Source organism: Eubacterium sp. 14-2 (genome assembly GCF_000403845.2).
Lineage (GTDB): Bacteria > Bacillota > Clostridia > Lachnospirales > Lachnospiraceae > Petralouisia.
The window spans coordinates 1,149,431-1,171,576 of record NZ_KE159568.1; the positions used below are offsets into that span (position 1 = coordinate 1,149,431).

17 protein-coding genes are annotated in these 22,146 nt (G+C 38.6%); all 17 read right to left on the minus strand.

The genetic code is table 11. The features are described 5' to 3' along the window. Positions 1 to 2: 2 nt before the first annotated feature. Positions 3 to 2,342 (minus strand): PEP-utilizing enzyme, encoded by a 2,340-nt coding sequence (locus tag C805_RS22220; protein WP_016216277.1) that lies wholly within the window; start codon positions 2,340 to 2,342, stop codon positions 3 to 5. A 4-nt stretch (positions 2,343 to 2,346) separates the two neighbouring features. Next, positions 2,347 to 3,975: an LbetaH domain-containing protein gene (locus tag C805_RS22225; RefSeq protein ID WP_016216278.1), complete on the minus strand. Its 1,629-nt coding sequence runs from the start codon at positions 3,973 to 3,975 to the stop codon at positions 2,347 to 2,349. Positions 3,976 to 4,013: 38 nt separating this feature from the next. Further along, on the minus strand, positions 4,014 to 4,658 hold the full coding sequence (locus C805_RS22230) for an RraA family protein (protein ID WP_016216279.1): 645 nt from the start codon (positions 4,656 to 4,658) through the stop codon (positions 4,014 to 4,016). Between the two features lie 12 nt (positions 4,659 to 4,670). Then, positions 4,671 to 5,477: a formyltransferase family protein gene (locus C805_RS22235; protein ID WP_016216280.1), complete on the minus strand. Its 807-nt coding sequence runs from the start codon at positions 5,475 to 5,477 to the stop codon at positions 4,671 to 4,673. A gap of 1 nt (position 5,478) precedes the next feature. Next, a complete protein-coding gene (locus C805_RS22240; protein ID WP_016216281.1) occupies positions 5,479 to 6,792 on the minus strand; it encodes a phenylacetate--CoA ligase family protein in 1,314 nt (437 codons plus the stop codon). A 17-nt stretch (positions 6,793 to 6,809) separates the two neighbouring features. Beyond that, a complete protein-coding gene (locus tag C805_RS25495) occupies positions 6,810 to 7,265 on the minus strand; it encodes a GNAT family N-acetyltransferase (RefSeq protein ID WP_016216282.1) in 456 nt (151 codons plus the stop codon). Next, the gene (locus C805_RS22245) at positions 7,262 to 8,485 is read right to left on the minus strand and encodes an ATP-grasp domain-containing protein (RefSeq protein ID WP_016216283.1); all 1,224 of its coding nucleotides are present in this window, start codon (positions 8,483 to 8,485) and stop codon (positions 7,262 to 7,264) included. Before C805_RS22245 ends, C805_RS25495 begins: the two co-directional genes overlap by 4 nt. 522 nt (positions 8,486 to 9,007) lie before the next feature. Next, positions 9,008 to 10,108 (minus strand): DegT/DnrJ/EryC1/StrS family aminotransferase, encoded by a 1,101-nt coding sequence (locus tag C805_RS22250; protein ID WP_016216284.1) that lies wholly within the window; start codon positions 10,106 to 10,108, stop codon positions 9,008 to 9,010. A 71-nt stretch (positions 10,109 to 10,179) separates the two neighbouring features. Next, positions 10,180 to 10,827, minus strand: a complete 648-nt coding sequence (locus C805_RS22255; RefSeq protein ID WP_016216285.1) for an HAD-IA family hydrolase — start codon at positions 10,825 to 10,827, stop codon at positions 10,180 to 10,182. A gap of 5 nt (positions 10,828 to 10,832) precedes the next feature. After that, the gene (locus tag C805_RS22260) at positions 10,833 to 12,665 is read right to left on the minus strand and encodes a thiamine pyrophosphate-binding protein (protein WP_016216286.1); all 1,833 of its coding nucleotides are present in this window, start codon (positions 12,663 to 12,665) and stop codon (positions 10,833 to 10,835) included. Between the two features lie 15 nt (positions 12,666 to 12,680). Further along, positions 12,681 to 14,276, minus strand: coding sequence for an aldolase catalytic domain-containing protein (locus C805_RS22265; protein WP_016216287.1), 1,596 nt, complete (start codon positions 14,274 to 14,276; stop codon positions 12,681 to 12,683). Further along, entirely contained in the window at positions 14,277 to 15,200 is a 924-nt protein-coding gene (locus C805_RS22270; protein WP_016216288.1) for an NAD-dependent epimerase/dehydratase family protein, read from the minus strand. Between the two features lie 27 nt (positions 15,201 to 15,227). Further along, positions 15,228 to 16,610: a radical SAM/SPASM domain-containing protein gene (locus C805_RS22275; protein ID WP_016216289.1), complete on the minus strand. Its 1,383-nt coding sequence runs from the start codon at positions 16,608 to 16,610 to the stop codon at positions 15,228 to 15,230. A gap of 7 nt (positions 16,611 to 16,617) precedes the next feature. Next, a complete protein-coding gene (locus tag C805_RS25500; protein ID WP_016216290.1) occupies positions 16,618 to 17,853 on the minus strand; it encodes a glycosyltransferase family 2 protein in 1,236 nt (411 codons plus the stop codon). Continuing rightward, the gene (locus tag C805_RS22280; protein WP_016216291.1) at positions 17,854 to 19,575 is read right to left on the minus strand and encodes a glycosyltransferase; all 1,722 of its coding nucleotides are present in this window, start codon (positions 19,573 to 19,575) and stop codon (positions 17,854 to 17,856) included. Then, complete coding sequence (locus C805_RS22285) at positions 19,565 to 21,496, minus strand: motility associated factor glycosyltransferase family protein (protein ID WP_016216292.1); 1,932 nt, start codon at positions 21,494 to 21,496, stop codon at positions 19,565 to 19,567. Before C805_RS22285 ends, C805_RS22280 begins: the two co-directional genes overlap by 11 nt. Next, positions 21,493 to 21,819, minus strand: coding sequence for a hypothetical protein (locus tag C805_RS22290; protein WP_016216293.1), 327 nt, complete (start codon positions 21,817 to 21,819; stop codon positions 21,493 to 21,495). The genes C805_RS22285 and C805_RS22290 overlap by 4 nt, the downstream gene beginning before the upstream one ends. Positions 21,820 to 22,146 lie beyond the last annotated feature (327 nt).

Below are 22,146 nucleotides of genomic sequence, written 5' to 3' on the forward strand. Positions count from 1 at the left end.
TACTATCTGTTTCTTAAAATCCTGACATTTTTCGCCAATGCATTGATTTCCAGTATTTCAGCCTTTCTGTACTGTTCAAAACGCTTCGTGCCAACACCTACTACTGCCGGAATTCCCAGTTCTCCTGCCCTTATGGCCATATGGGAATTCGCTCCTCCATACTTTGTGATGAATCCTCTGATTCCATGTGCAAAAATCCAGTCATAACCCGGATCAGCACTTTGAATCAATAATATTTTATCCTTTATTTCTTTACTGTCAACAGAGCCTTCCAGAACCAACGTCTCACCAGCCACACATCCCAGCGTAATATAATTAGGCTCTGTATCCGGATAATAAAAAGACCAGACATCCTCTGCGTTCAGGATAAGAGGCGGCAGCGTCACAGATTTTGTCAGCTCATATTCTTCCCTGCCTTTTTTTGCGGCTCTCTTTAAATTCATTTCCGTGTCCTTTGTGGACATATACAGTTCTCTGACTGCCTGTATGTTCATATAGGCGCATTCTTCCCTGGAAATACCATACTTTTCTCCGATTTTTCCCAGTATCTGTATCGCTTTACTCAGGTTCCTGGTAAAAACAAATTTTCCATACTCCCTTCCCTCTATTACTCTTTTTATAAAATCCATAAGTTCCAGAATGTTATTGTTCAGGCCATTCTCAGTCAGTGCATCGGTGAGACCCTGCATCTGCTTCAGAGACAGGCGAAATACCTCCCCGGAAGATACCTTCTCTTCACTGTCCTCCTTATTCCAGTCAAAATAAAGTTCCGGAGCCTCATCATAGCGGGGCGAGGTAATATCATATGTTCCTGGTCGAAGATGTCCATATTTTTTAAGAAAACTATGTCTGGACAGTTCTTTAAAATCTCTGTTCATATTAGAGCTGACCGTTTCAACCCCTGCCATAAAAAGTTCATAATCTTTCTCTGAAATAATCTTTTTATTTACCAGTGACTGCAAAAGCTGCACTGCAATAAACGCCGCTCTTGCCAGTCCTGCGAAAGGCAGTGTTCCATATCGCTTGCAGTCTTCCAGTAACCAGTATATTTTCTCCAAATCTCCCAGATCACTGGACATTACTTCTTCATAGCGCTTTTCCAGAACTCTGATTTTTTCATAATCTTTCCGCCAGAGCCCTGTTTCATGGTTAATAATCCGATTAGTAATGTTCCTCAGAGAAGTTATAACTGCTTCCGTTTCCTCTGATGTGAAACCATACTCTGCCAATATCCGGATGCGTTCCGGCAAATCCAGTGTATAGCAGGAAAATACAATATCAAATTCAACTTTATCATGTTTCGACGGTTCTTTTTCCAGTCGCTCCAGATAATAATTTACCAGTTTTTCACTTATCATTTCATCCAGTTCTGCCGGAATAAAAGAATTAAAACTGACCCGAACATCAATATAGGGCAACCCACAGAAATCAACCATAAGTGGAAAGCTCCTGAGATTTCTGTATCCATAATTATCTCTCTGATACGCCCATATATTGTCGGTAATAATTTCACGGTATAATGACATTGCCAGGGGCTTTGGACGTATTCCTATCATTTCAGCAGGGTTCCAGTCCGGCATGACGCCATACGCTGTCTTTCTTCCACACAGAAAGGGTCGGGGAAACTGCTCCATTTTAATCTTTCTTTCGATCCGGGCAAGTTCCTTTCTCTGCCTCTCATAATCTACTGGCATCCCATTTAAACATAATGCTCTTACCTGGAAAATATATAACATATCATCTTCTGTTACCGCGAATTCCACATCCAGATTATCCTGTCCAAACAGATTTTCCAATTCTTCCAACGTAAAATATAAATTTCCCGGAAATCCTTTTTCTCCTCCTGCTGCTGTTTTTTTAAACCTGTAAAGTAATTTACTCTCCCTTCCACTTCCTGCTGTGATAGCTGATGTGGAACCTGTCTCATCATAGTTAATCACATAATAATTTCCCAGCGTACTTGGCTCAGCTGTAAATGCAACACCACAGTATACCACATTTTTCAGCATAGGCTGAACCAGAATCTGGTTGTCCATATTATTATCATCAAAAGATTCAATTACTCTGTTTACAGCCTGTACAAAATTTTCATAGCCTGTCACATCTCCCACCGATTCAAATTTACCGGCCTGAGATTCTGAAGCCGTATCTTCATTTAAGGCAGAACTTCTGACGATCAGAGGATTTACTGAAAATTCTTCTATAATTTTCTCCCACAGTGTTTCCTGTCTTTTCTCATTCCATTCTTTCACTGTAAAAGAAAGCTGAGGCAGAACCTGTGCCCTGGAAAGTTTTCCATATATTCTCTGTAATGTTTCAGCTTTTGTTCCTAACTCCAACATTGACTTATCCCTCGTCTGCAACCGGTCTGATATAATCATAGTATTCTGTTTCTTCTTTGTATCCACGCATATATTCTGCATACATCTTCTTTATAAACTCGTTTATATCATATTTATCTTCCGGTCTTCCATATTCATCAAGAACCTCCTGAGCAATTGAGGCAAATTTAAAATCTTTCTGCAATATCTGCTCCAGAGCTGCTTCATCAAATTCTGTAAACTCCGGTACATCATTTTCATATCCGTAGGCCTTTTTAAATTTAGAATAAATCATATTAAGCCTTGCTTCATCCCATACTGTCAGTGCCTCTGAAAAATTCTTTTCTCCAACTGTTGTTGTATCATTGCCTGTAATATATTTCACACCATCCGCTGTAAACACCGGAAAATAAACTTCATATCCGTTTGTTGTGGTAGACGACAGAATATCACTGTATGGAATTTTCATCCAATCACACAGACTTCTCATTGTTTCTTCCGAACGGAATTTTAAATCCTCAAAACGAATTACCTTTACGCAGTCAATACCTTTACGCTTTTCCAGATTCAAACCCATCTCACATTTTATGGTATGAATAAAATCTGCATCCTTTGTGAGAATAATATTATCTTTCCCTTTTATAATCATCCTGCGAACATAAGAATAACATTGCTGCACGGGTTCCCGGATAATGATCAGATTTTCTATCCTGGAAAACTCATCCTTATGAAAATATTCATATGTATCAGCCACATCATAATTTGTTTTATGCATATGATAAAAAAGCCAATAAGAAGTGTCTCTTTTCTTTCTTCCCAGACAATTATTATATGCTGCCGCATAAATTTTCATCATATCTCCAAAAGAAGTAAGTGATATCTTCCGTCCTGCAAACTGTATCCGAAGCTGACGCATAAAATCGTCCGGATGTATCAGAACATCATCCATAAACTGGCCTTTTTCGTCCATAATTAATGCAAATTTATTATTTTTCACACAACTCAAATGGCCGTATGCTGAATGAAAATATCCAAACATCTGTGCTCCCATTTCAATCAGTAATTCTGTACCTTCCAGATATTTCAACCTGTGTTCGTAAACGAGTCCAAATACATGGGTACTGTATGGCAATGTTAAAATATCCGGATGACCGTCTAAAAGCTGTTCCAGATAAAAACTGCCTGAATTTGACATGTGATTAAAAATAACCACATTCTGTATTTCTTCTGCACAAATTAATTCTTCCCGATTCTCAACAATGTCCATATCATTCACATTCGCCAGGTCAAGCAAATAAAGATACAGAGGAATCCGCAACTCTGAATTGCTGTCATATACTCCATATTTTTTAAGATTTCTGATCATATTGGTAAATCCGTCTCTGTTCCATGTGCCAACTCTCTTCTCCACATCAATACAAACCAGATATACAGCATTCGGATATCTCTCTACTGCTTCTTCCAGAGAATAAACCGGTAAATCCTGATATTTCTGTCTGCACTTCTCCGGTGCATCATCACAGAAACACACCGGATTACATCCCATTTTTGTAAATATCCGATACGCAATTTCACCCCAAAAACCAGCCCCATACAAACACATTTCCCGTTCTTTCGCCTGATTAATCGTATCTGTTATACTTTTATGCCACATTTCTTCACTACTCCTTATAATCAACTTTAACTTACGCACTATTTCAAATAATTTTTCAGGCAAATCGTCTCAAAGGTAGACCACTTTCTCCGGTCTATGCAGTCATACCAGATATCTTCCTGTTCCTCAATTTGGATTAACTTTTGAAGAAATGTTTCATTTATTTCTTCTTTGGGTATAATTACTACTCCTGAGTCATCGCACACTGCCACTGCCCCCTGATATACATTTCTCCTGTTACTGATTATTTCCCTGTATTCTGTTTTATCTACAGGTTTGTTAAAACAACCCACAGGAGATACTCCCTGACACCAGACAGGATAATTCTCTTTGATCAGCGTATGGGCATCCCTCATTTTTCCTGTACAGACAATTGCCCTGTTTCTTAAATACAGTAAAATATATTTTGATACAATATCACCAATAATTGCCCGTTCATGTACGTCTATCGCATCTATCAGAACTATCTTTCCGGCAACGGGTTTATTATGTAAATCTTCATGCACTGTCCAGTTCGATTCCTGAACAGCATACAGATATTCTATTTCTCCTACAGCAAAATGTCTGGCATTCAGTGCCTGGACTTCACATAACGCTCCGGTTTTTCCCAGACAGTCTGCCACCTCTGTTGTTGAAACACGATTTTGTTCTATATAGTCAATAATCTTTTGTTTTATATCCATATCCTCCTCCTGCTATTCACAATGTAATATCATTGTACCGCTGGCATCTGTTAAAATAACAGTATCATTATCTGTTATCATCGTCTTTTCATCTGATTTTTTATTTTCAAAAGAATACCTTTTTACTCTGAGCTTTCTGCCATTAATTTCACAAATTGCTCCATAAAATTCCCGCTGGGACAAAATCTTTCCGCGGATTACATCAAAAGTATCAAAATTCAAATCAATTATAATATCTTTTTCAGAAATTTTAGGCCAATATTTCCCGGCGAGAATCAGTTCTCCCTCCAGTTTCCCATTCAGAAACAATTCCAGGCGTTTTAACAAATATGGAATACCTTCTGTCAGTTTTGCATTTAATGAAGGCACATCATCCTCCTGGTCTACCAAAACTTCATATTCACCAATAAGCAAACCTTCATCTATTCCTCCTGTCAGTTTATATAAAGACAAACAGGTTTCAGTATCTCTGTTAAGTATAGTTCTTACAACAGCATGCGCCCCTCTGTTAAAGCGTAAATTTCCTCCGTGAAAATTATAGATAGCATACTTCTGAGCCATACTTTCCGGAATAATAAATTCAAATTTGTACATTATGATAAAATCAATTTCCATGGCAGAAACATTATCTGTAATACTGCTTAATTCCTGTTTTTTACTTATTTCATAATATTTCAGATTTTTATTCTTTACCAATTCGTAATATTTCTCTGTCAACCTTCCTGTTACACCAACAGCACCTGTCAAATCCAGGAATTCACATTCCAGAAGATATTTTATCATCTTCTCAGAATATCCAAAATAAATTACCTTTTTCATTTTACTTTCCCTGATTCCTGCATTTCTCAGGTATTTTACAGACGGTCATCCGAGTCTTTCCGCTTCTGAGCTTTGGAATATCATCTACATATTCAAATTTCCAGTTACTGTCTCCGCCGAAAAGTTCTTTACATTCTTTCACAATCATATCTTCATAAGTATGATTTGTCGTATTCAATATCCATGTAAAATTATGATAATCCTCCTGAACAAGCTGAAATTGTCTGATATCCATAAAGGGCTCTAAAAATGAAATACTGTTAAAATAATTTATCATTTGTCCATCCGTAGTGTAAAGGGCATCTGTCTTTCTTCCATGTATTTCTGTTATATATACTTTTCCGTCTGCCATAGTCTTTTTCGTCACCAAATCACCGTTCTCATATCTTATTACAGGAAATGCTTTATTAAAAAAGTCAGTAAGCACCAGTCTCCCAACTTCTCCCTCTTCTGCCGGCTCATTGCTGTCCATTTTCAATATTTCAAAGTAAAAATCTGCCGTATTTGCCCTGCTGCCAAGACCGCTTCCATCTTCTACAGCCAGTACGCCATTTTCCTCATTAGCGTAAAGGACATACACCGGGCAGCCAAAATATTCTGAAATCGTCTTTCTGGCAGTTTCTTTCAATGTCTCGGAAACCGAAAATATCCCTTTTAACCGGCATTTTCTCCCCGCTGCTTTCCCATTTATAATAAAACGCGAAAGATGATCCAAATAGGAAGCCATACATGTGAGTGTTTCAAATTTTTCTTTTTCCAAATATTCCAGAAGACTGGAAAATGCTTTTTCATCATGATGTTTACTATCCAAATAATAAACATTATCTCTGATTTGCCGTTCCACAGGTATATTTTTATCAGCTACTGTCTCACTGATAAAGAGTGTTTTTGTATGCGATGGAACGCCCACATTAGCGCGAAATACTTTATTTCCGGCTATCCATCTGCAATGTTTATATCTGTCCATAACCATTTTAAAAGGCGTACCTGTAGAACCGCTTGTATATTTACAGCAGTTATCTTCCAGGTTTTCATATTCTTTTACTGCAATTTCATCCCAGTGCTCTTTTAAGTGAGATTTATCAACAACAGGGAAGTCCTGTAACGTCTGATATCCTTTATACTTTTTGTAATAGTCTGAAAACATAGTTGCAAAGTTAAGAATCTCATTTAAATAATGTTTTTGAAATATCTCCGTACATTCCGGATGTCCAAGTATATAATCAATTTCATCACAGCAATTTACCAGACGCCCTTTATTATTCTCAATATCATCTTTCACAAAAGCTGTATATTTTAATTCTCTTTCTGTCATGATGTATATCTCTCCTTTTACAAACAGTCATCTCTGATTTTCAATTCCATTAATATATTGGAATCATTATCTCCAATTTTTTCAAATCCAGATTTTGTATACATTTCATAAGCAATCAGATTTGTTTTAGCAACCTCCAGTCTTATTTTATGCATTCCATTCTTCCTGGCAGTCTTTATTGTCGATTTGAGCAGGTAATTCCCGTACCCCCCCCCTCTGTATTTTTTCCGTACCACTATTATCGACAGCCAGGCAATTCTGTCAGTTATATCATTTGCATAAACTGAGGCATACCCCATATTATCCATACCGGAATTTTCATCTCTTATAACCATAAATTCTGCTTTTGATGCAAATTTTTCACTTAGTTCTCTTAATTTTTCATCTGAAATGTTTTTGTTGTACAAGTCATTTCGACATTCAAATAAAATATTTTCAATTATATCCTTTTCATTTTCTGTAGAAAAAATCATATCTTTATCTCCTGCCGACATACAATTTTCACATTATTATCTATATCTTTTATCAACTGATCCAACTCACTTTTTTTCTCACAGCCCGCAATATAGAATCCGGCTCTCTCAGCATCATTTTGAGCATTCTCTATATAAGTGCCTGCCTTAATATTAAATCCATACGCAAGGATATCAGGATTGTTTCTCAAAATATCCAATCCATCTATCTTTTCAACAATACCTCTTTCAGCAGGAGGATCAAAAAATCTTAATACCGCACAGCGCTCCCTCAGATTTTTATTTACTTCAAACTCCGGACTTGTGATATTACCAAGAGCACATTCGAGCAAATAATCATAATTATCCACCCCGGACATAAAAGGAACAATATGGGAAGATATTAAGTTTCCCCCTCCTCTGGCCGCAATCTCAATCAAATAATATCTGCCATTCTGGAATTTATACTCTGCATGTGTTAAGCCAAACTGTAAGGACGATTTATTTACAAATAAATCATTCTCCACTGTTAATTCCTGATAATCATACAGTTCGCTGTCATGAGTAAAATAAAGCTCACAGGCAATATTGGAATTGTACGCATAGTGTTTCTTTTGAGAAATAGCCAGCGTGCAGTGCCTGTCCGGAGTTTTGATCCCGTCAACAGTAAACTCCGTACCTTCTATATATTGTTCCGCCAGTATGGCATTCCGTACTTTACTGAAAGATAATGTTTCTTCAAAATGCCTTCGGATATCTTCCGTACTTTCAATTGTAAAAACACCTCTGCTGCTATTACTGTCCAATGGTTTTATAATAATTTTTGAATTAATAAATTCAAAAAAATCAACTGTTTCTTCCAGGGTCCTGCACATCCTGTATTCCGGTACATGTAATCCATTTCTTCTGGAAAACTCCCGCATTTCGTATTTATCTGTAAAAAGACGTGCGCTTTCTCTGTCCAGTGCCGGCAAACATAAACGTTCTCCCAATTCTGCCAACAAAGGCATCGCAATATCGCATTCCTCTGAAATAACAGCATCAGCTTTTATATCTTCACAATATTTTACCACTCTCTCAACATCAAAAATATCACTTTGTAAATATCCATCTGCATATTTGAATGCCGGAGATTCTTCATATGGATTAATCACAAATGTCTTATATCCCTTTGCCTTACTTTTTTTTATTATGGGTATCTGCCATTCACTGCCTGGTAATACCACAATTTTTTTTCCCAAAACAACCACTCACGTACTGATATACAATCCTGAATCTAAATTATCAGTACGTTCTCCTTCCTGAATTTTTTATTCAAATAAAATGCATATGGAACACAATTTCAGCGTTTCCGAAGGGTTGTTTCTCCTGAAAATGTAAACTCAATTTGGTAGTTTTACCAAAACATATCCGGAAACAACCATTTTTTCATCCTGGTTAAAAATCATTGTTTCCAATTTCGCCTTATTCCGGGGAAGTATTTCTAAAATTTTCACTACTATAATTTTCCCACTCAGAATTCAAAAATCATCAATTCCTATATTACTACTGATTGAAATGTTTTTTGTTCCATATATACTCGCCTTTTTACTGATTAATACGTTTTTACCTCTCCCCTCATAATTTAATGCCTTTTTCTTTCAATTCGGTTATAGAACAAAAGCTATTCACGCTCACTCACTCCTTCCTCTCTTCTTCATAAATATTGAGAGAATGCCATTGGTTTGCTGCCTGTATATCCATTTAAAATGCTCTGATAATATTTATATACATAAACTGATAATCTTTTTTATCCCTTCTTTTTCCAAATTTTCATATAACGGAAGTACCAATATCTTCTCGGCCAAATTTCTTGCATTTCTTAAATCAAGTTTTTTATATTTATTTTTATAACATGCCTGGTCTGAGGTCAGGGGATAAAAATACTTTCTGGAATAAATTCCGTGCTGCCTTAAATGATCATAAAGTTCATTCCGGCTCATCTTATACTCATCTTCTATAATCACAGGAAAATAAGCATAACTGCTGTTTGCCTCCGGATTTTTCTTAAAGAAGCGGATTCCTTTTACTTCTTTCAGATTTTCCATATAACAATCATAATTGTGCCTTCGTTTTTCTCTTACTTCTTCAACATGCTTCAGATTGCACAGCCCCATAATTGCACTGAATTCATTCATTTTTGCATTCGCTCCTACTCCTGCCACAAGATTTTCATTGCGTATGCCAAAATTCTTGAGATTATACAGCTTCTCGTAATAGCGATGTTCCGAAAAGGTAACTGCCCCTCCTTCAATGGTATTATACACTTTTGTCGCATGAAAACTGAATATTGACGCATCACCATAACACCCAATCCCCTTTTCTTTATACTTTACACCAAAAGCATGGGCTGCATCATAAATCACTCTCAAATCATATTTGTCTGCTATTCTCTGAATTGCTTCTACGTTACAGATATTTCCGTACACATGCACAGGTACAATTGCCACTGTATGTTCCGTGATTAAATCTTCTATTTTTGTCTCATCTATTGTCCCATCAGACAGTTTTATGTCACAAAATATGGGTTTTAAGCCATTCCTTACAATTGCATGTGTTGTTGAAATAAAAGTAAACGGCGTTGTAATTACTTCCGCTCCTTCCGGAAAGCCCATCATTTGAATCGCCATTTCCAGTGACATATGGCCGTTTACCATTAACGATAATTCCGGAACATCCAGATATTCCCGTAATTCTTTCTCCAACTGCCCGTGATACTGCCCCATATTTGTCAGCCAGTGGGTATCCCACAGGGGCTTAATCGCTTCTATGTATTCTTCATAAGGAGGCATAGAAGACTGTGTTACCAAGATATTTTCCTGCACTTCTTATTTCTCCTTTTTCTTATTTTACGGTATTTCATATTAATTTTGTCAGACAACGATACCGTGACCATTTATAAATACTTTTTCAGCTGTATTGGCTCATCTGCCATTCTCAACGCCGAAACTTTTTCCATATACTGATTCTGAAAACCAAAACCATACGTTACACCTATAAACTGCACACCGGCCTCTTTCGCACCTGTGGCATCATTTTCGCTGTCGCCAATCATAACTGCTTCTGCTGAAGAATCCAGTTGCGCCGCTGACAGACACTTTTTTATAATATCGCTTTTTCTCAGTTTATTGTTATGATCTGCCCCGAAAATAATATCACTGTATGCTCCAAATCCAAAATGACGCAGGATAATTTCTGCATAATCCTGCCTTTTATAAGTTGCTATGGCAATTCTCGTTCCACTTTCCTTTAAATACCTGAAAACATCAAAAATTCCTTCATAGGGTACTGCTTTCAGCAAATCGACACTTTTGTATCTGTCGCGAAATGTCTCCGTCAGTTTTTTTACAGTTTCTTCATCCAGATGATAAGCCCTCTGAAAGGATTCCTGTATTGGAGGACCGATAAATGTCTTTAATACTGACTCCTCCAGCATTTCCAGGCCGTATTTTTTAATTGTATAACGGACAGATTCTAAAATCCCTTCTGAAGTATTCAGTAAGGTGCCGTCCACATCAAATATCACAAGTCTGAAGCACCCCATAACATTTATTCTCCTTTTTCTGTTATGTTACTGTAACCATTCCGCTTATATCGCATTTTGTCATATTCCTCCCGTTCCAGAAAGGGTGCCATATCGTCCAGAGAAGGCGATACTATTCTTCCATCCGGCAGCAGCCTTGAAGACGATTTTGGTTCAAAATTTTGCTCCGAATCAACAACAACTTCACAGATACATGCTCTTTCGCAGGACAGTACATCTGCTAAAATTTCATTACACTGTGCTTCTGAATCTATTTTACAGTAACTTATGCCAAAAGCCCCGGACAGTTTTTCAAAATCAGGAAAGCCCACCCCGCTCTCACTGTCAATGCCCACAAACGACGACTGAAACAGATTTCTCTGAGTCTGCCGTATGGAATGATACCCGCTATTATTCAGGATAAACAGCTTAATATTCAGCTTATTATAAGCAACTGTCGCCAGTTCCTGGAGATTCATCATGATACTTCCGTCTCCGTCGATACAAATAGTTCTCCTGCTGTTATCTGATACAGCCACTCCCACTGCTGCCGGCAGCCCATATCCCATAGCCGCACATCCGGAATTTGTAAACATCCGCTGTCCTTGCTTTATCTTTCCGGCCTGAAATGTAATAACACATGCTCCGCCATTCCCACAAATAACTCTGTCAGCCGCATTTAGTTTTTCAAACAAAACATCTATGAAAACATATGGATTTAATCTGTTGTTTGAATCATGGTACTTTTCCAGAACAACGGGATATTGTTCCAATGCCTTATGGCACCAGTCCACCCACGCCTTATGGTGGCCGGGCGGTTCATATTCCATGTCAAGCATCTTTCTGACAAATTGTTTTACATCCCCATGAACCGGCATATCTGCATGAACTGTGGGCTTTATAAGTTCCTTTTCATCTATATCAACCACTATCTTATATGCATTTTTCGCAAAATCAAAATGATTATATCCAATCATCCGAATATTCATCCTGCATCCCAGGCTTAACAGCAAATCACTGTTCTGCAACGCAAAATTACCGGGCCTTGTCCCAACTGTTCCCGGCATTCCTGCAAAATACGGATTTTCATAAGCCACCGTATCATTGGCATTCCATGCAGTCACAACCGGAATCTTCAATTTATTAATCAGTTCCAGAAATTCATTTTCCGCATTTCCCAAATGCACCCCTGTACCTGCCAAAAGCAATGGAGACTTTGCATTTCTGATTTTATTTAAAATAATATCTGCCTGATTGGCTGACAGTTCCGGTATCTTCCAGAACTGCTCTGTCTCAGACTGAAAATGCTGCAGCCGCTCTGTCTCAATCTCGGCTCCCTGAACATCCAGAGGAATATCCAGCCACACCGGACCGCCTCTCCCATGTCTGGATAAATACAAAGCCTTTTCCAGATGATAGGCAATCGCATCCGGTTCCCTAACCATCACTGCATACTTTGTCATATTTGATACAGATTTTATAATATCACATTCCTGATCTCCCAGCTGACGTAATGCAAGCTGCGGACACGACCAGACTGTAGTTTCCCTTTTCACCTGTCCGGACAGGACAAACATAGGTATGGAATCTACCCAGCCGCCGAACACTCCTGTAATGGCATTTGTCCCTCCAGGTCCGCTGGTCACGCAGACTGCGGCTAATTCACCTGTCATTCTTGTATAGGCTTCCGCTGCAATCGCACAGGCCTGTTCATGATGATTAAATACGCAATGTAATCCCTCCTGATGGCCTATGGCCTCATTCAGGTGCATGGCGCCGCCGCCTGTTACCATAAAGCAATCCCTGATACCATGATTTACCAGAAACTCCGAAATGTATTGTGCAACTTTTATTCTCATAATTGCTTTCTCCCATCAGTATTCCATTTTATACTTCGTTTTTGTCAAAAACCGAACATTTATCAGGGATTTGTTTTCTGTCAAAAACGCGCTCATATATCTGTTGAGATAATCTGACTTATTTTTTATAAATTCATATTCCATATGCTCATTTAAATAATTCATTTCTCCACAGGAATATCCGTCAAACCCTGCCAAAACCACAGTCTTTACCTGTAAACGAATCAGTTGTCTTAATAACATAGCCAGTGAATTATCAATCAATTCTGTTTCACGATCCAGTAAAGGACCTATATTTATTACATAATCAAACTCTCCACTGGAACAGGTGACATTTGACGTGGCAATTATTTTATATTTTTCCTGACTTAAATTTGTAGCCATTTGTACATAACGTTTTGAATTGCTGATAAAAATATAATCCGGATGCAGATAATCCGGAATATAATTAATGGATATAATCGGCAAATTCTGTTCTTTCACATAGCTTTCTATTTTATCATGTTCCAACTCCATGGATTTCCCCGGCCCCACCAGTAATAATTCCTTCCCTTCAAACAGTTTCTTTAATAATTCCTGCGCTTTCCGGTCATTAATTTCATTTAACTGATACTGAACATATAACTGCTCCATATAATCTTTGTCATAAAGAAGTTTATTCTCTCCCTCCAGTTTCCCCAGCAATTCATTGATAGACTTAACTGACAATGTGTGCTTGTTCATCAGATACGATACATAATCCGGATGGCAGTCATTAGAAGCTGCCAGATAATAAAACATATTATATCCCCAGGTTGCAGGATGATAAAATTGTGAAATATTTGAATCAATGGCTTCCAGAAGCTGGCTGATACGATACCGTTTTCCATGAATATGATTCAAATGCATGGCAAGAAGTTCTATTGGTGCATTACCGGCACTCTTTCCCATCCCATAAAGAGAACCATCTACAATCATCATTCTCTCTGTTTCATTTGACAACATAGTGATGCAGTTTGCATATCCCATCTGAAAATTATTATGGGCATGATACCCTAATCCAATACCGCTGTGCAGATTTTCACTTAAAAGGGTAAAATAATGCATAAGATTATTCTGGTGCATCAGTCCATAGGTGTCTACCATGGATACCGCATAAGGCCTGACCTGATTCGCCAGCTGAATCAAATCCATCATCTCTTCATCGCTATAACTGGTAACGCTGACAAGCTGCGCAAAAACTTTATATCCCAGCTTTTTTAATTCTCCGCAAAAGGCTATGGCCTGCTTTCTTAAATGTTTTTTGAAAATTACTCTGATTCCATCCAGAAAGCTCTCATTGCATGGGCTGATGTACTCCAGACCACATTTTCCGTAATCAATCATCCCTACAACCATGGTTTGTTTTTTATTCAATTTTCCATATATTTTTCCCACACATCCCGTATCCGGCATAATACTTCTGTCCAGATCAAAGGGGCGCTTTTCATCCAGAAAGCCAATTTCTATAATGTCTGTTCCTGCATCTACGATACGTTCAAAGATACTTACGAGATTGTTATTCCCAAACTTCCAGTCGTTTATATACCCTCCATCCCGTAACGTACAGTCAAGCAGTTTTATTTCTCCCATTCACAGTCCCTCCTGTTTACGGAACCATTGAACTGTCTTTCTGATTCCTTCATCAAACTCTGTATCTGGCTGAAAGCCTGTATCTCTGATAAGTTCCGATATGTCCGCTCCCAGGAACATCACCTGATTTGGAGTATAAGGCACTTCACCTATTCCCAGTTCTGCCGCCGGATTAACAGCTCGTCTGACCTTTTCCATATACTCACATAAAGGCGCTGTTTTACCACTTCCAACACAGTATACTTTATCCTCTTTGCCCTTTAACCCCAGACTAAATAACGCCTCTGCCGCATCCTGGCTGTAGAGATAATCCCACTGCTGCTCCCCTTTTGTCAACAGGGGCCTCTCCTCATTCAAAAGTTTCCGAATTAACATGGAAATCATCGTAGCCTGTCCATCGTAAGGACCGTATACGCTTAATATTCTGGTCCATATATGGCGCATCCCAAGTTTCTTACACTCCAGCCTGCTCATCTGACCTGCGCACAGCTTTGCCATTCCATATCCATTTTCCGGAAATGCCGGTGTATCCGGTGTAAGCAAATTCTCATGCCTGCCATATTCGGCCTGAGAACCTGCTCCGATAAAAGTTTCACACCCAATTCGTTTCGCCAGATGTACAGCATCCAGGGTATACTCTACGTTTTTAAGCTGCAGATACACATCGTTTCTGCCTGCACCAATTGTAGATGCCCAGGCAAAATGATAAAACACTTCACACCCTGGAATTTTTTCTGCCGATAACTCTTTTATTCCGTCTAAACTGCATTCTGTCAGATGTACCAGAGGATGCCTGGGAATGCAATTTATTCTTTCAGAATCTTTTCTGCAGAATACCCATACTTCCACCTGTTCTGTAATACATTTCTGTATCAGTGCCATCCCTATTGCACCGGTAGCACCGGTTACTGCCACACGCTTCATATATCTGAACCTCCATCAGATTCAAATTCAGCATCCACACTCTGTTCTTCTGAGTTCTTCCAGTATTTTATCCAAGGATAATATATCCCCTTTATAGCCGCGTCCCTGTACATATTCTGCAATTTCCCCATAACGAGACGCCAGGGTCACCAATAAAGGTTCTTCTGTTGACGCCAGTGCTTCACATGCAGGCGTTCTCACCTCATATCCATTCCACTCTGTTATATGAGTATTTCTGTCATAAATATACAGAATCTCAACAGGTTGGTCTTTTAATATTTTTGTCAATGCTTTTCCAATTTCTGAAACAGCATACAGTATAATCCTTTCTATGCCTCTTTCCTTCAGATAATCTGCCAGCTTCTTTCCAACATCTTCGATGAAAAATAAATTCCGGAACACCCGATAATCTCCCTTAGCCGGTAACTCTCCTCTGTTGCTCAAATGATCTCCTGTCCATATATATACACGTGGGTCTTCAAATACAGGGTGCTCCATAATCCGGAGATACTCCTGGTGATATGGGTGAAGCGGATTTCTGATATCAAAAAACCACTCCAGGTTTTCTTCCATGGCTTTTTCCGGTAAAAATCTGCGAATTCGGACTACGTCTGCTCCAAACTCATTGATACATCTGTCAATATATTCCGGCAGCGTTCTAAAATTCCGCTCCTGCATCACCATGGCAAGCTCCAGAAAATTTATTTTCCCTTCCTGACGAAGTTTCTTTACAAATCTGAGGTTGTCTTCTATACGCTTTACCGGCAGCTTTGTTCCTGAACACCATTGATAAGCCGCCTCATCAAAACTATGGACCGTTATAGCCACATCCAGATGGACATCTCCAATATTTTTAATCTTCTCCCAGTTCTCCGGTGTAAATAATGAGCCATTTGTTTCCAGTGAAAAATTTGCCTGTTCCTTCACCTCAGGTCTCCATTCTGATACCAGCCTTATCATACTGTCGCTGACAAAAAATTCGCCAAGCCCATTTGCCGAAAACTCTTTTACATATGGCAAAGCGGCCCGTATCTCACTTTCAACCTTTTTTTCAACATTCGGATCCGGTTTTTCATCGCTCCTGGAAGCACAGCAGGTACAATGATAATTACATCGCCTGTCATATGCCAGACTTACTATCTCCGGATATTCCGGGAATTCATCAATCTCAACCATATAGGATTCCAGATTATTATTTGCCATGTAGAGGCAATTTTCTTCGTTACAATAATCATAAGTACCATCCACCAGCGTCTGGCGGAATCTTTTTGCCGCCTCACTGTTGAATACTTCCTTCATAGTATTATCCCTGAGATTACCCAGCAGATAAAATCCTGCCCAGCTGCAGGCACGAACCGTTCCGATTCCATCAATCACCTGAGCATATAATGCCCGTTTACAAACCTTCATTCGCTATTTACCTCTCTTTTTCCAATCTGTATGGCATACAGTAATTCACCATATGCTTTTCTTCTAAATACTCTGCAATTACATCTGCGTTCACCGGCTGCACTGCCAGTATAAACCCAGGATTTCTAAACCTGTCAATCACTTCCTGTAAATGATATATCTTCTTTCCTTCCAGGATTTTCGGGCCTATCTGCCCATCTGATACAACAAATCCCTTAAATTCTACTCCTGCATTTTCCATCTGTTGTCTGCATATCATGGCCAGTCTGCTGGTTCCATAAATAAACAGGTTCTCTGAAGCCAATGATATTTCAATAACAGAAGAGCTTAACCGTAATACGTCCAGACAATCATAACATTTCTGAATTCTCTCTAAATTCATGTCTCGCTCCAGAGCTTTTTTTATGCCAGCCTCTTTGTCAATCGAAGTGCAATATCCGAAATAATCAGACTCTGTTTTACCTTCCAGCAGCTCGTGGTATTTTCCTTCTGTATAAACATCCAGTTTTTCCATGAAACGGATCGTATTAATCGTATGCTCATTACAAAACGCCTGATTTTCCACCGTTTTTGTTTTATAGGAATTCGGTACCATGACACGATATACTGACATCGGCTTTTGAAAATAGTATACTTTTCCTCTGCTTGCATAATACTGGCGAAGAAAATAATCTATTATCCGAGGTTCCGAGAAAAAAGAAGGCATTTCCAAATACAAATCTGTCCGAAAAACATAAGAAGCAGTAGCCGGAAAATCTGAACCCAAACCTGCCTTAATCTGTTCTTCCTGTGAATATGTCCCGTCCCGCGGGAAAGTATCCAGTAAAACTTTTTCCCCTGTCCTCATGTCTAATTTAACCGCATTATGCATACACATGGAGTAGTCCTGATGTGATTCCAGAAAATCAATCTGTTTCTGCAGTTTTCTGTCATCTGTCCAGTAATCATCCCCTTCGCACAATGCAAAATATCTGCCTCTGACAAGCGGCAGCATGTATTTCCCCATTATATCATATTTTGAAAACTGGTTTTCCTTTTGCCAGATTACCCGTATCAGCTCCGGATATCTGTCCGCATATTCTTTTACAATTTCCGCTGTACGGTCAGTAGAAGCATCTTCATGAATAATCAACTCATATTTGAATTCTGTTTTCTGACTGAGCACTCCTTCTATCGCATCTCCTATAAATGCTTCATGATTGTATGTTGGGCACAATACAGACACCATAATATCCTTTTTCATCTATATTCCCCCAAGCTGTTCATGAAGCCCCATTAAATGCAGTCCACATGATTCTGCCATTTTCAAAAGATGTATTTTCTGTTCCTCTTCCAGAGTAAATTCATCTATTGCCTCCATAAAACTCCAGAGTAATTTGTCCGTCATATTCAAAAAGTCATCCGGCTTATAACTGTACCTTCTTGCTAACTCAAATAAAAACGATGCCTTACCAATGGCCAATGCCAGTCCGGCTTCTGCACCCTGGCAATCTTCTTCCATAAAATAATGTATAAAATCTATATATCCTCTAAATTGTTTCAATCTCGACTCATATGTGGCGTAAGTAGGGAGCTTTGAATTTTTTACAAGCCCTTCTTCTCCTGCCTGCAACTCCAGCCCTTTTTTCCTGCCCATCTCTACTTCTTCTGAAATTAATGATTCGTTTTCAGAAATCAATGTAACCGGATCCTCCAAATAATCGCCACGTCTGCTCAGTATTGCGCACCACCATTCATGGGGATAACAGGCAAAAAAATAATTATCAGAAAATTCATTTAATTTATGTAAATCCTCCAGAATAAAATCCTCTCTCCTTACTATGAGACCTGACAAATAATTCTGTCGAAGAAATTCTGCGCTAAAGGCTTCCAGCCCCTTTTTTTTATGCAGGTTTTCTTTTATATCTGCGCATTGGAACTCTGTCCGGGCTCTTATAAGACCTGCTTCCGGGTGTTTACTTAAAAGTGCCAGATAATGTTCCACCGCCTCTATCACTACATCATCTTCATCTGACACAAATAAAACATATTTTCCATGGGCCATTTCTACTGTATAAATCCAGTTATCAGATGCTTTTAATCTTATTCCATGATCAAAATAATGAATTCTGGCGTCCGTTATCCTGCCAACTTCATCATATTCTTCCTGATAATAATCATTACAGTTTTTAGAAATTGCAATTTCAATTTCTGCATCATAGCACATTCTTAATAAATTTTCCAGACGTTTTAAAACCATATGTCCCCGATTTGCTGTTGGAATACCGATTGTCAGCAATACATTTTCTGTATTACGCCCTTCCGGAGTCAAACGGTACTGGTGCTCCTGGTCTATAATGTTATCTAATTTTTCTATGGTATCTTTATTTCCAAGCAAAATACGCGGTAAATAGGCAGAAGTGTTCTGATGAAAATAATCCTGAAATTCCAATACATCCGAAAATAATCTGATATTATTCATATAGTCTGCCAGTTCCGGAATCTTGAAAAAAGACATGCATCTTTTTCTGTCATGGCAAATTGCATAAATTTTCCGATTCCTGGCAGCAGCCAGTACCGGTTTTTCTTTACTCCAGTCCCAGTCCAGTTCCAGCACTGCCCCACTGAATTCCATTTCCTGAAATACCGGTCTCAAATCTGTTTTTTTCAAATCCGGAACAGAAAAAACTCCCCGGAATATCCCCAGTTCTTTATCAAAAATGTAATATTCCCCATCTCTGTATGGAATAAAATCTAAAATACATTCTTCATAAATATCCTTATTTTTTTCTTCAAATGGCTGAAAGGCCTTCCTGAATTCTCCATCATTTTCTGCCATATAACAATTATAAATTGTCTCTATCAGCCATTCCTGTTCATAGCCTCTCATATAGAGCAAAGCAAAAGACTCTAACGCTTCATCGTATTTCCCTTCCTCAAATCTTACACAGGCATATTCCATCAATTCTCTGTTCTCAAATGCCATTTTTATTTCCTTCCTGCCTCTCATTATCTTTTACCGGATGTTCTTTCGCATATTTTACAATGGTCTGCTCTGCAATATCTGATATTTCGTCTGCTGCTACTGTCACCCCGTACAGCAGGATTTTTCCCTGCTCTGCCACATCCATGAGTTCCCCCGTTTTATCTTCCTGCATCTGATATGCAATGGGTCTTAAAGTATAATTCAGCCCCTCAAGACTGTCCATCACGGTCCGCGCCATATAGTCAGATTCCATATAACGGTTTACCTTTGATATCTTCTTCAATACTTTTGCCAGTTCCTGATCTGACACATTCTTCTTCCTGGACAGCTTCTCCAGACGCTCATAATAACCCAGCCCTTCTTTGGCTTTTTTCTTTACCTCCTCAAGTTTCTTCAGAGATCCCCCAAAACAATTTAAAACCTTTTCACGGTCATCTCCCACAAATAACTTTTTACAGCGGTCAATATGCCATTTTACGTTAAATTCCCTGACACAATATTTCTGAATTGCCTTTTTCAGTGTCATAATTTTAGTACCGCGAATCAGAGCTCCGCCTTCTGTGGCATCCACCACAGTAACATGATCCCATTTTTCAAAATGATCTTCAAACCATCGTCGGTACAAATCAAAATCCAGCCTGGTCAGAACTTTACCTCCATCTACAGACTCAACTTCAAAATATTCTCCGCTGTCTGCATCAATCTGATCCATCTCATCCTGAAAAGTTCCATCGGCATGGGTTCTGTTCCCTGTCATTGCCAGGTCCTGTCCTACCAGAATCACTGTCCCTGTTCCCATGTTCAGGCCAAGGGCATATGCTGAAGTCGCCACGGAACCACCAGTTACAAGATACGGAATCACTCTTGTTGACTGCTCACTTTCTTTCTTTTTAATGTCCCCTGTAAGATAATCCTCCAGAGCAGAATCTGCGCCATAAAAAAATTTTTTCCCTTTATGGTATGTCATGGGTTCGGTAGATACCGCTGTCATGGCAACCATAGGCACTCTTGATATATCTTTATGCTGAAACAGAATCTCCGGTTTTAATCCATCTATAATTACAAACAGATCCGGCATAATTCCTGCATTTAAAAGGGGCTTCACAGCTGTATCTGTGGCAATAATACAGGCTTTTCCCACAGCTTTTTTCAAATCCATAATATTTTTATTCAGGGACGGGCCTGCAGAAACAATGATAACCGGAACCTCTTCTGGCAGCATTCCATACAAAGCCCTGACACTATATCCTTCATATAAATAATGTAAATTAACAAATACGTTTACCGCCCGTACATTTGCATAACGTACTTTTGTATTCCATGCCACATGTATGTCATACACATACTTTTTAAGATTTGTAATGAATTTTTCTGTCTTTTCCTGAAACAGGTCGTGATAATTTCCTGAAATATAATACCGCAACAACGTCATATTATCATAGGAAATGAATAATCTGAAATATGATTCTATTTCCTCCTCATTGATCCCCTCTACTATAATCCCCACCGGAATATCCGGCTGAAAAATAAAGGATAAATCCACTTCCTGCATGGCTCTGCGAAAGACCTCAAAAGATGGCTCATAAATCAGTATATTTGACGTTTTCGGGGCTCGCTCCATAATCTGCCGTATATGCTCGCCATTAGAAACACCCAGGATAACAACAGGTGCATACTCATCTATTTTTCCCTGATTTTGGAACCAACGCTCAATAACTGCTGAAGGTGCGTATTTTCCATTGAGATACAATGTCTTTCCATCCTGTACCACCTTCAGGATAGTTGTATTCTCCATCAGACTTTCTTCCGCTATTACATCAAAATTTCTCTTTTTCCGTTTTACATTTTCCAGTATAGCTGCCCATACCGGATATTTCCCTCTCAACGCCTCCATATTTTTTTTATAAATCAGTTCGTTCATGATATTCCCTCACTTTGCAATTCCGTTTCAACATAATGATAAATCTCTAACAGGCCATATCGCAGAACATCAAGTAAAAATACGGAATCCTCATTTTCTATTCCATAAAGAATATCCTGCAATACCTGTAATACAAATGCCTGATTTAATTCCAGTGAAATCTCCGGTACCTGTACCATATTAATGATAGTTGTTACCATCTGATTTAAAGACGGCAAATAAATCCTGAGGGACTCCATATACGGTTCCCCGCTTTCAATTTTACAGCTTATTTTTTCTACCAGTTCTATATTTTTACCCAACAATACGTTAAATTCTTCCATACTATTCTCCCTGCTATTCCTCCACATGATACTGCATTTTAATTTGGGAAAACTTTATCCTGTGAAATTCCCATACACAGTTAAACTATAGCACAGTAATTTTTGTATGATAAATAAAAAAGCTGACAAATGCCAACTTCTTAACATTATGCTACTACAAACAGGGCAGGTATACTTATCATAAAGTAATTCCCCTGTTCCTCATAACATTCCATTTATAATTACAGTACCATCCTGAACTATGATTCCAGACCATTTTCGTCATGACTTCCTCCCTGAATTCAAAGCAGCTTCCATGCTGCAACAGACTCATGCCCTAATCATTTA

Bases quoted from the DNA above. Each gene is read 5' to 3' on its own strand.
- C805_RS22220 (WP_016216277.1), bottom strand. From the start codon at position 2,342: ATGTTGGAGTTAGGAACAAAAGCTGAAACATTACAGAGAATATATGGA.
- C805_RS22225 (WP_016216278.1), bottom strand. From the start codon at position 3,975: ATGTGGCATAAAAGTATAACAGATACGATTAATCAGGCGAAAGAACGG.
- C805_RS22230 (WP_016216279.1), bottom strand. From the start codon at position 4,658: ATGGATATAAAACAAAAGATTATTGACTATATAGAACAAAATCGTGTT.
- C805_RS22235 (WP_016216280.1), bottom strand. From the start codon at position 5,477: ATGAAAAAGGTAATTTATTTTGGATATTCTGAGAAGATGATAAAATAT.
- C805_RS22240 (WP_016216281.1), bottom strand. From the start codon at position 6,792: ATGACAGAAAGAGAATTAAAATATACAGCTTTTGTGAAAGATGATATT.
- C805_RS25495 (WP_016216282.1), bottom strand. From the start codon at position 7,265: ATGATTTTTTCTACAGAAAATGAAAAGGATATAATTGAAAATATTTTA.
- C805_RS22255 (WP_016216285.1), bottom strand. From the start codon at position 10,827: ATGGGGTGCTTCAGACTTGTGATATTTGATGTGGACGGCACCTTACTG.
- C805_RS22260 (WP_016216286.1), bottom strand. From the start codon at position 12,665: ATGAGAATAAAAGTTGCACAATACATTTCGGAGTTTCTGGTAAATCAT.
- C805_RS22265 (WP_016216287.1), bottom strand. From the start codon at position 14,276: ATGGGAGAAATAAAACTGCTTGACTGTACGTTACGGGATGGAGGGTAT.
- C805_RS22270 (WP_016216288.1), bottom strand. From the start codon at position 15,200: ATGAAGCGTGTGGCAGTAACCGGTGCTACCGGTGCAATAGGGATGGCA.
- C805_RS22275 (WP_016216289.1), bottom strand. From the start codon at position 16,610: ATGAAGGTTTGTAAACGGGCATTATATGCTCAGGTGATTGATGGAATC.
- C805_RS25500 (WP_016216290.1), bottom strand. From the start codon at position 17,853: ATGAAAAAGGATATTATGGTGTCTGTATTGTGCCCAACATACAATCAT.
- C805_RS22280 (WP_016216291.1), bottom strand. From the start codon at position 19,575: ATGGCATTTGAGAACAGAGAATTGATGGAATATGCCTGTGTAAGATTT.
- C805_RS22285 (WP_016216292.1), bottom strand. From the start codon at position 21,496: ATGAACGAACTGATTTATAAAAAAAATATGGAGGCGTTGAGAGGGAAA.
- C805_RS22290 (WP_016216293.1), bottom strand. From the start codon at position 21,819: ATGGAAGAATTTAACGTATTGTTGGGTAAAAATATAGAACTGGTAGAA.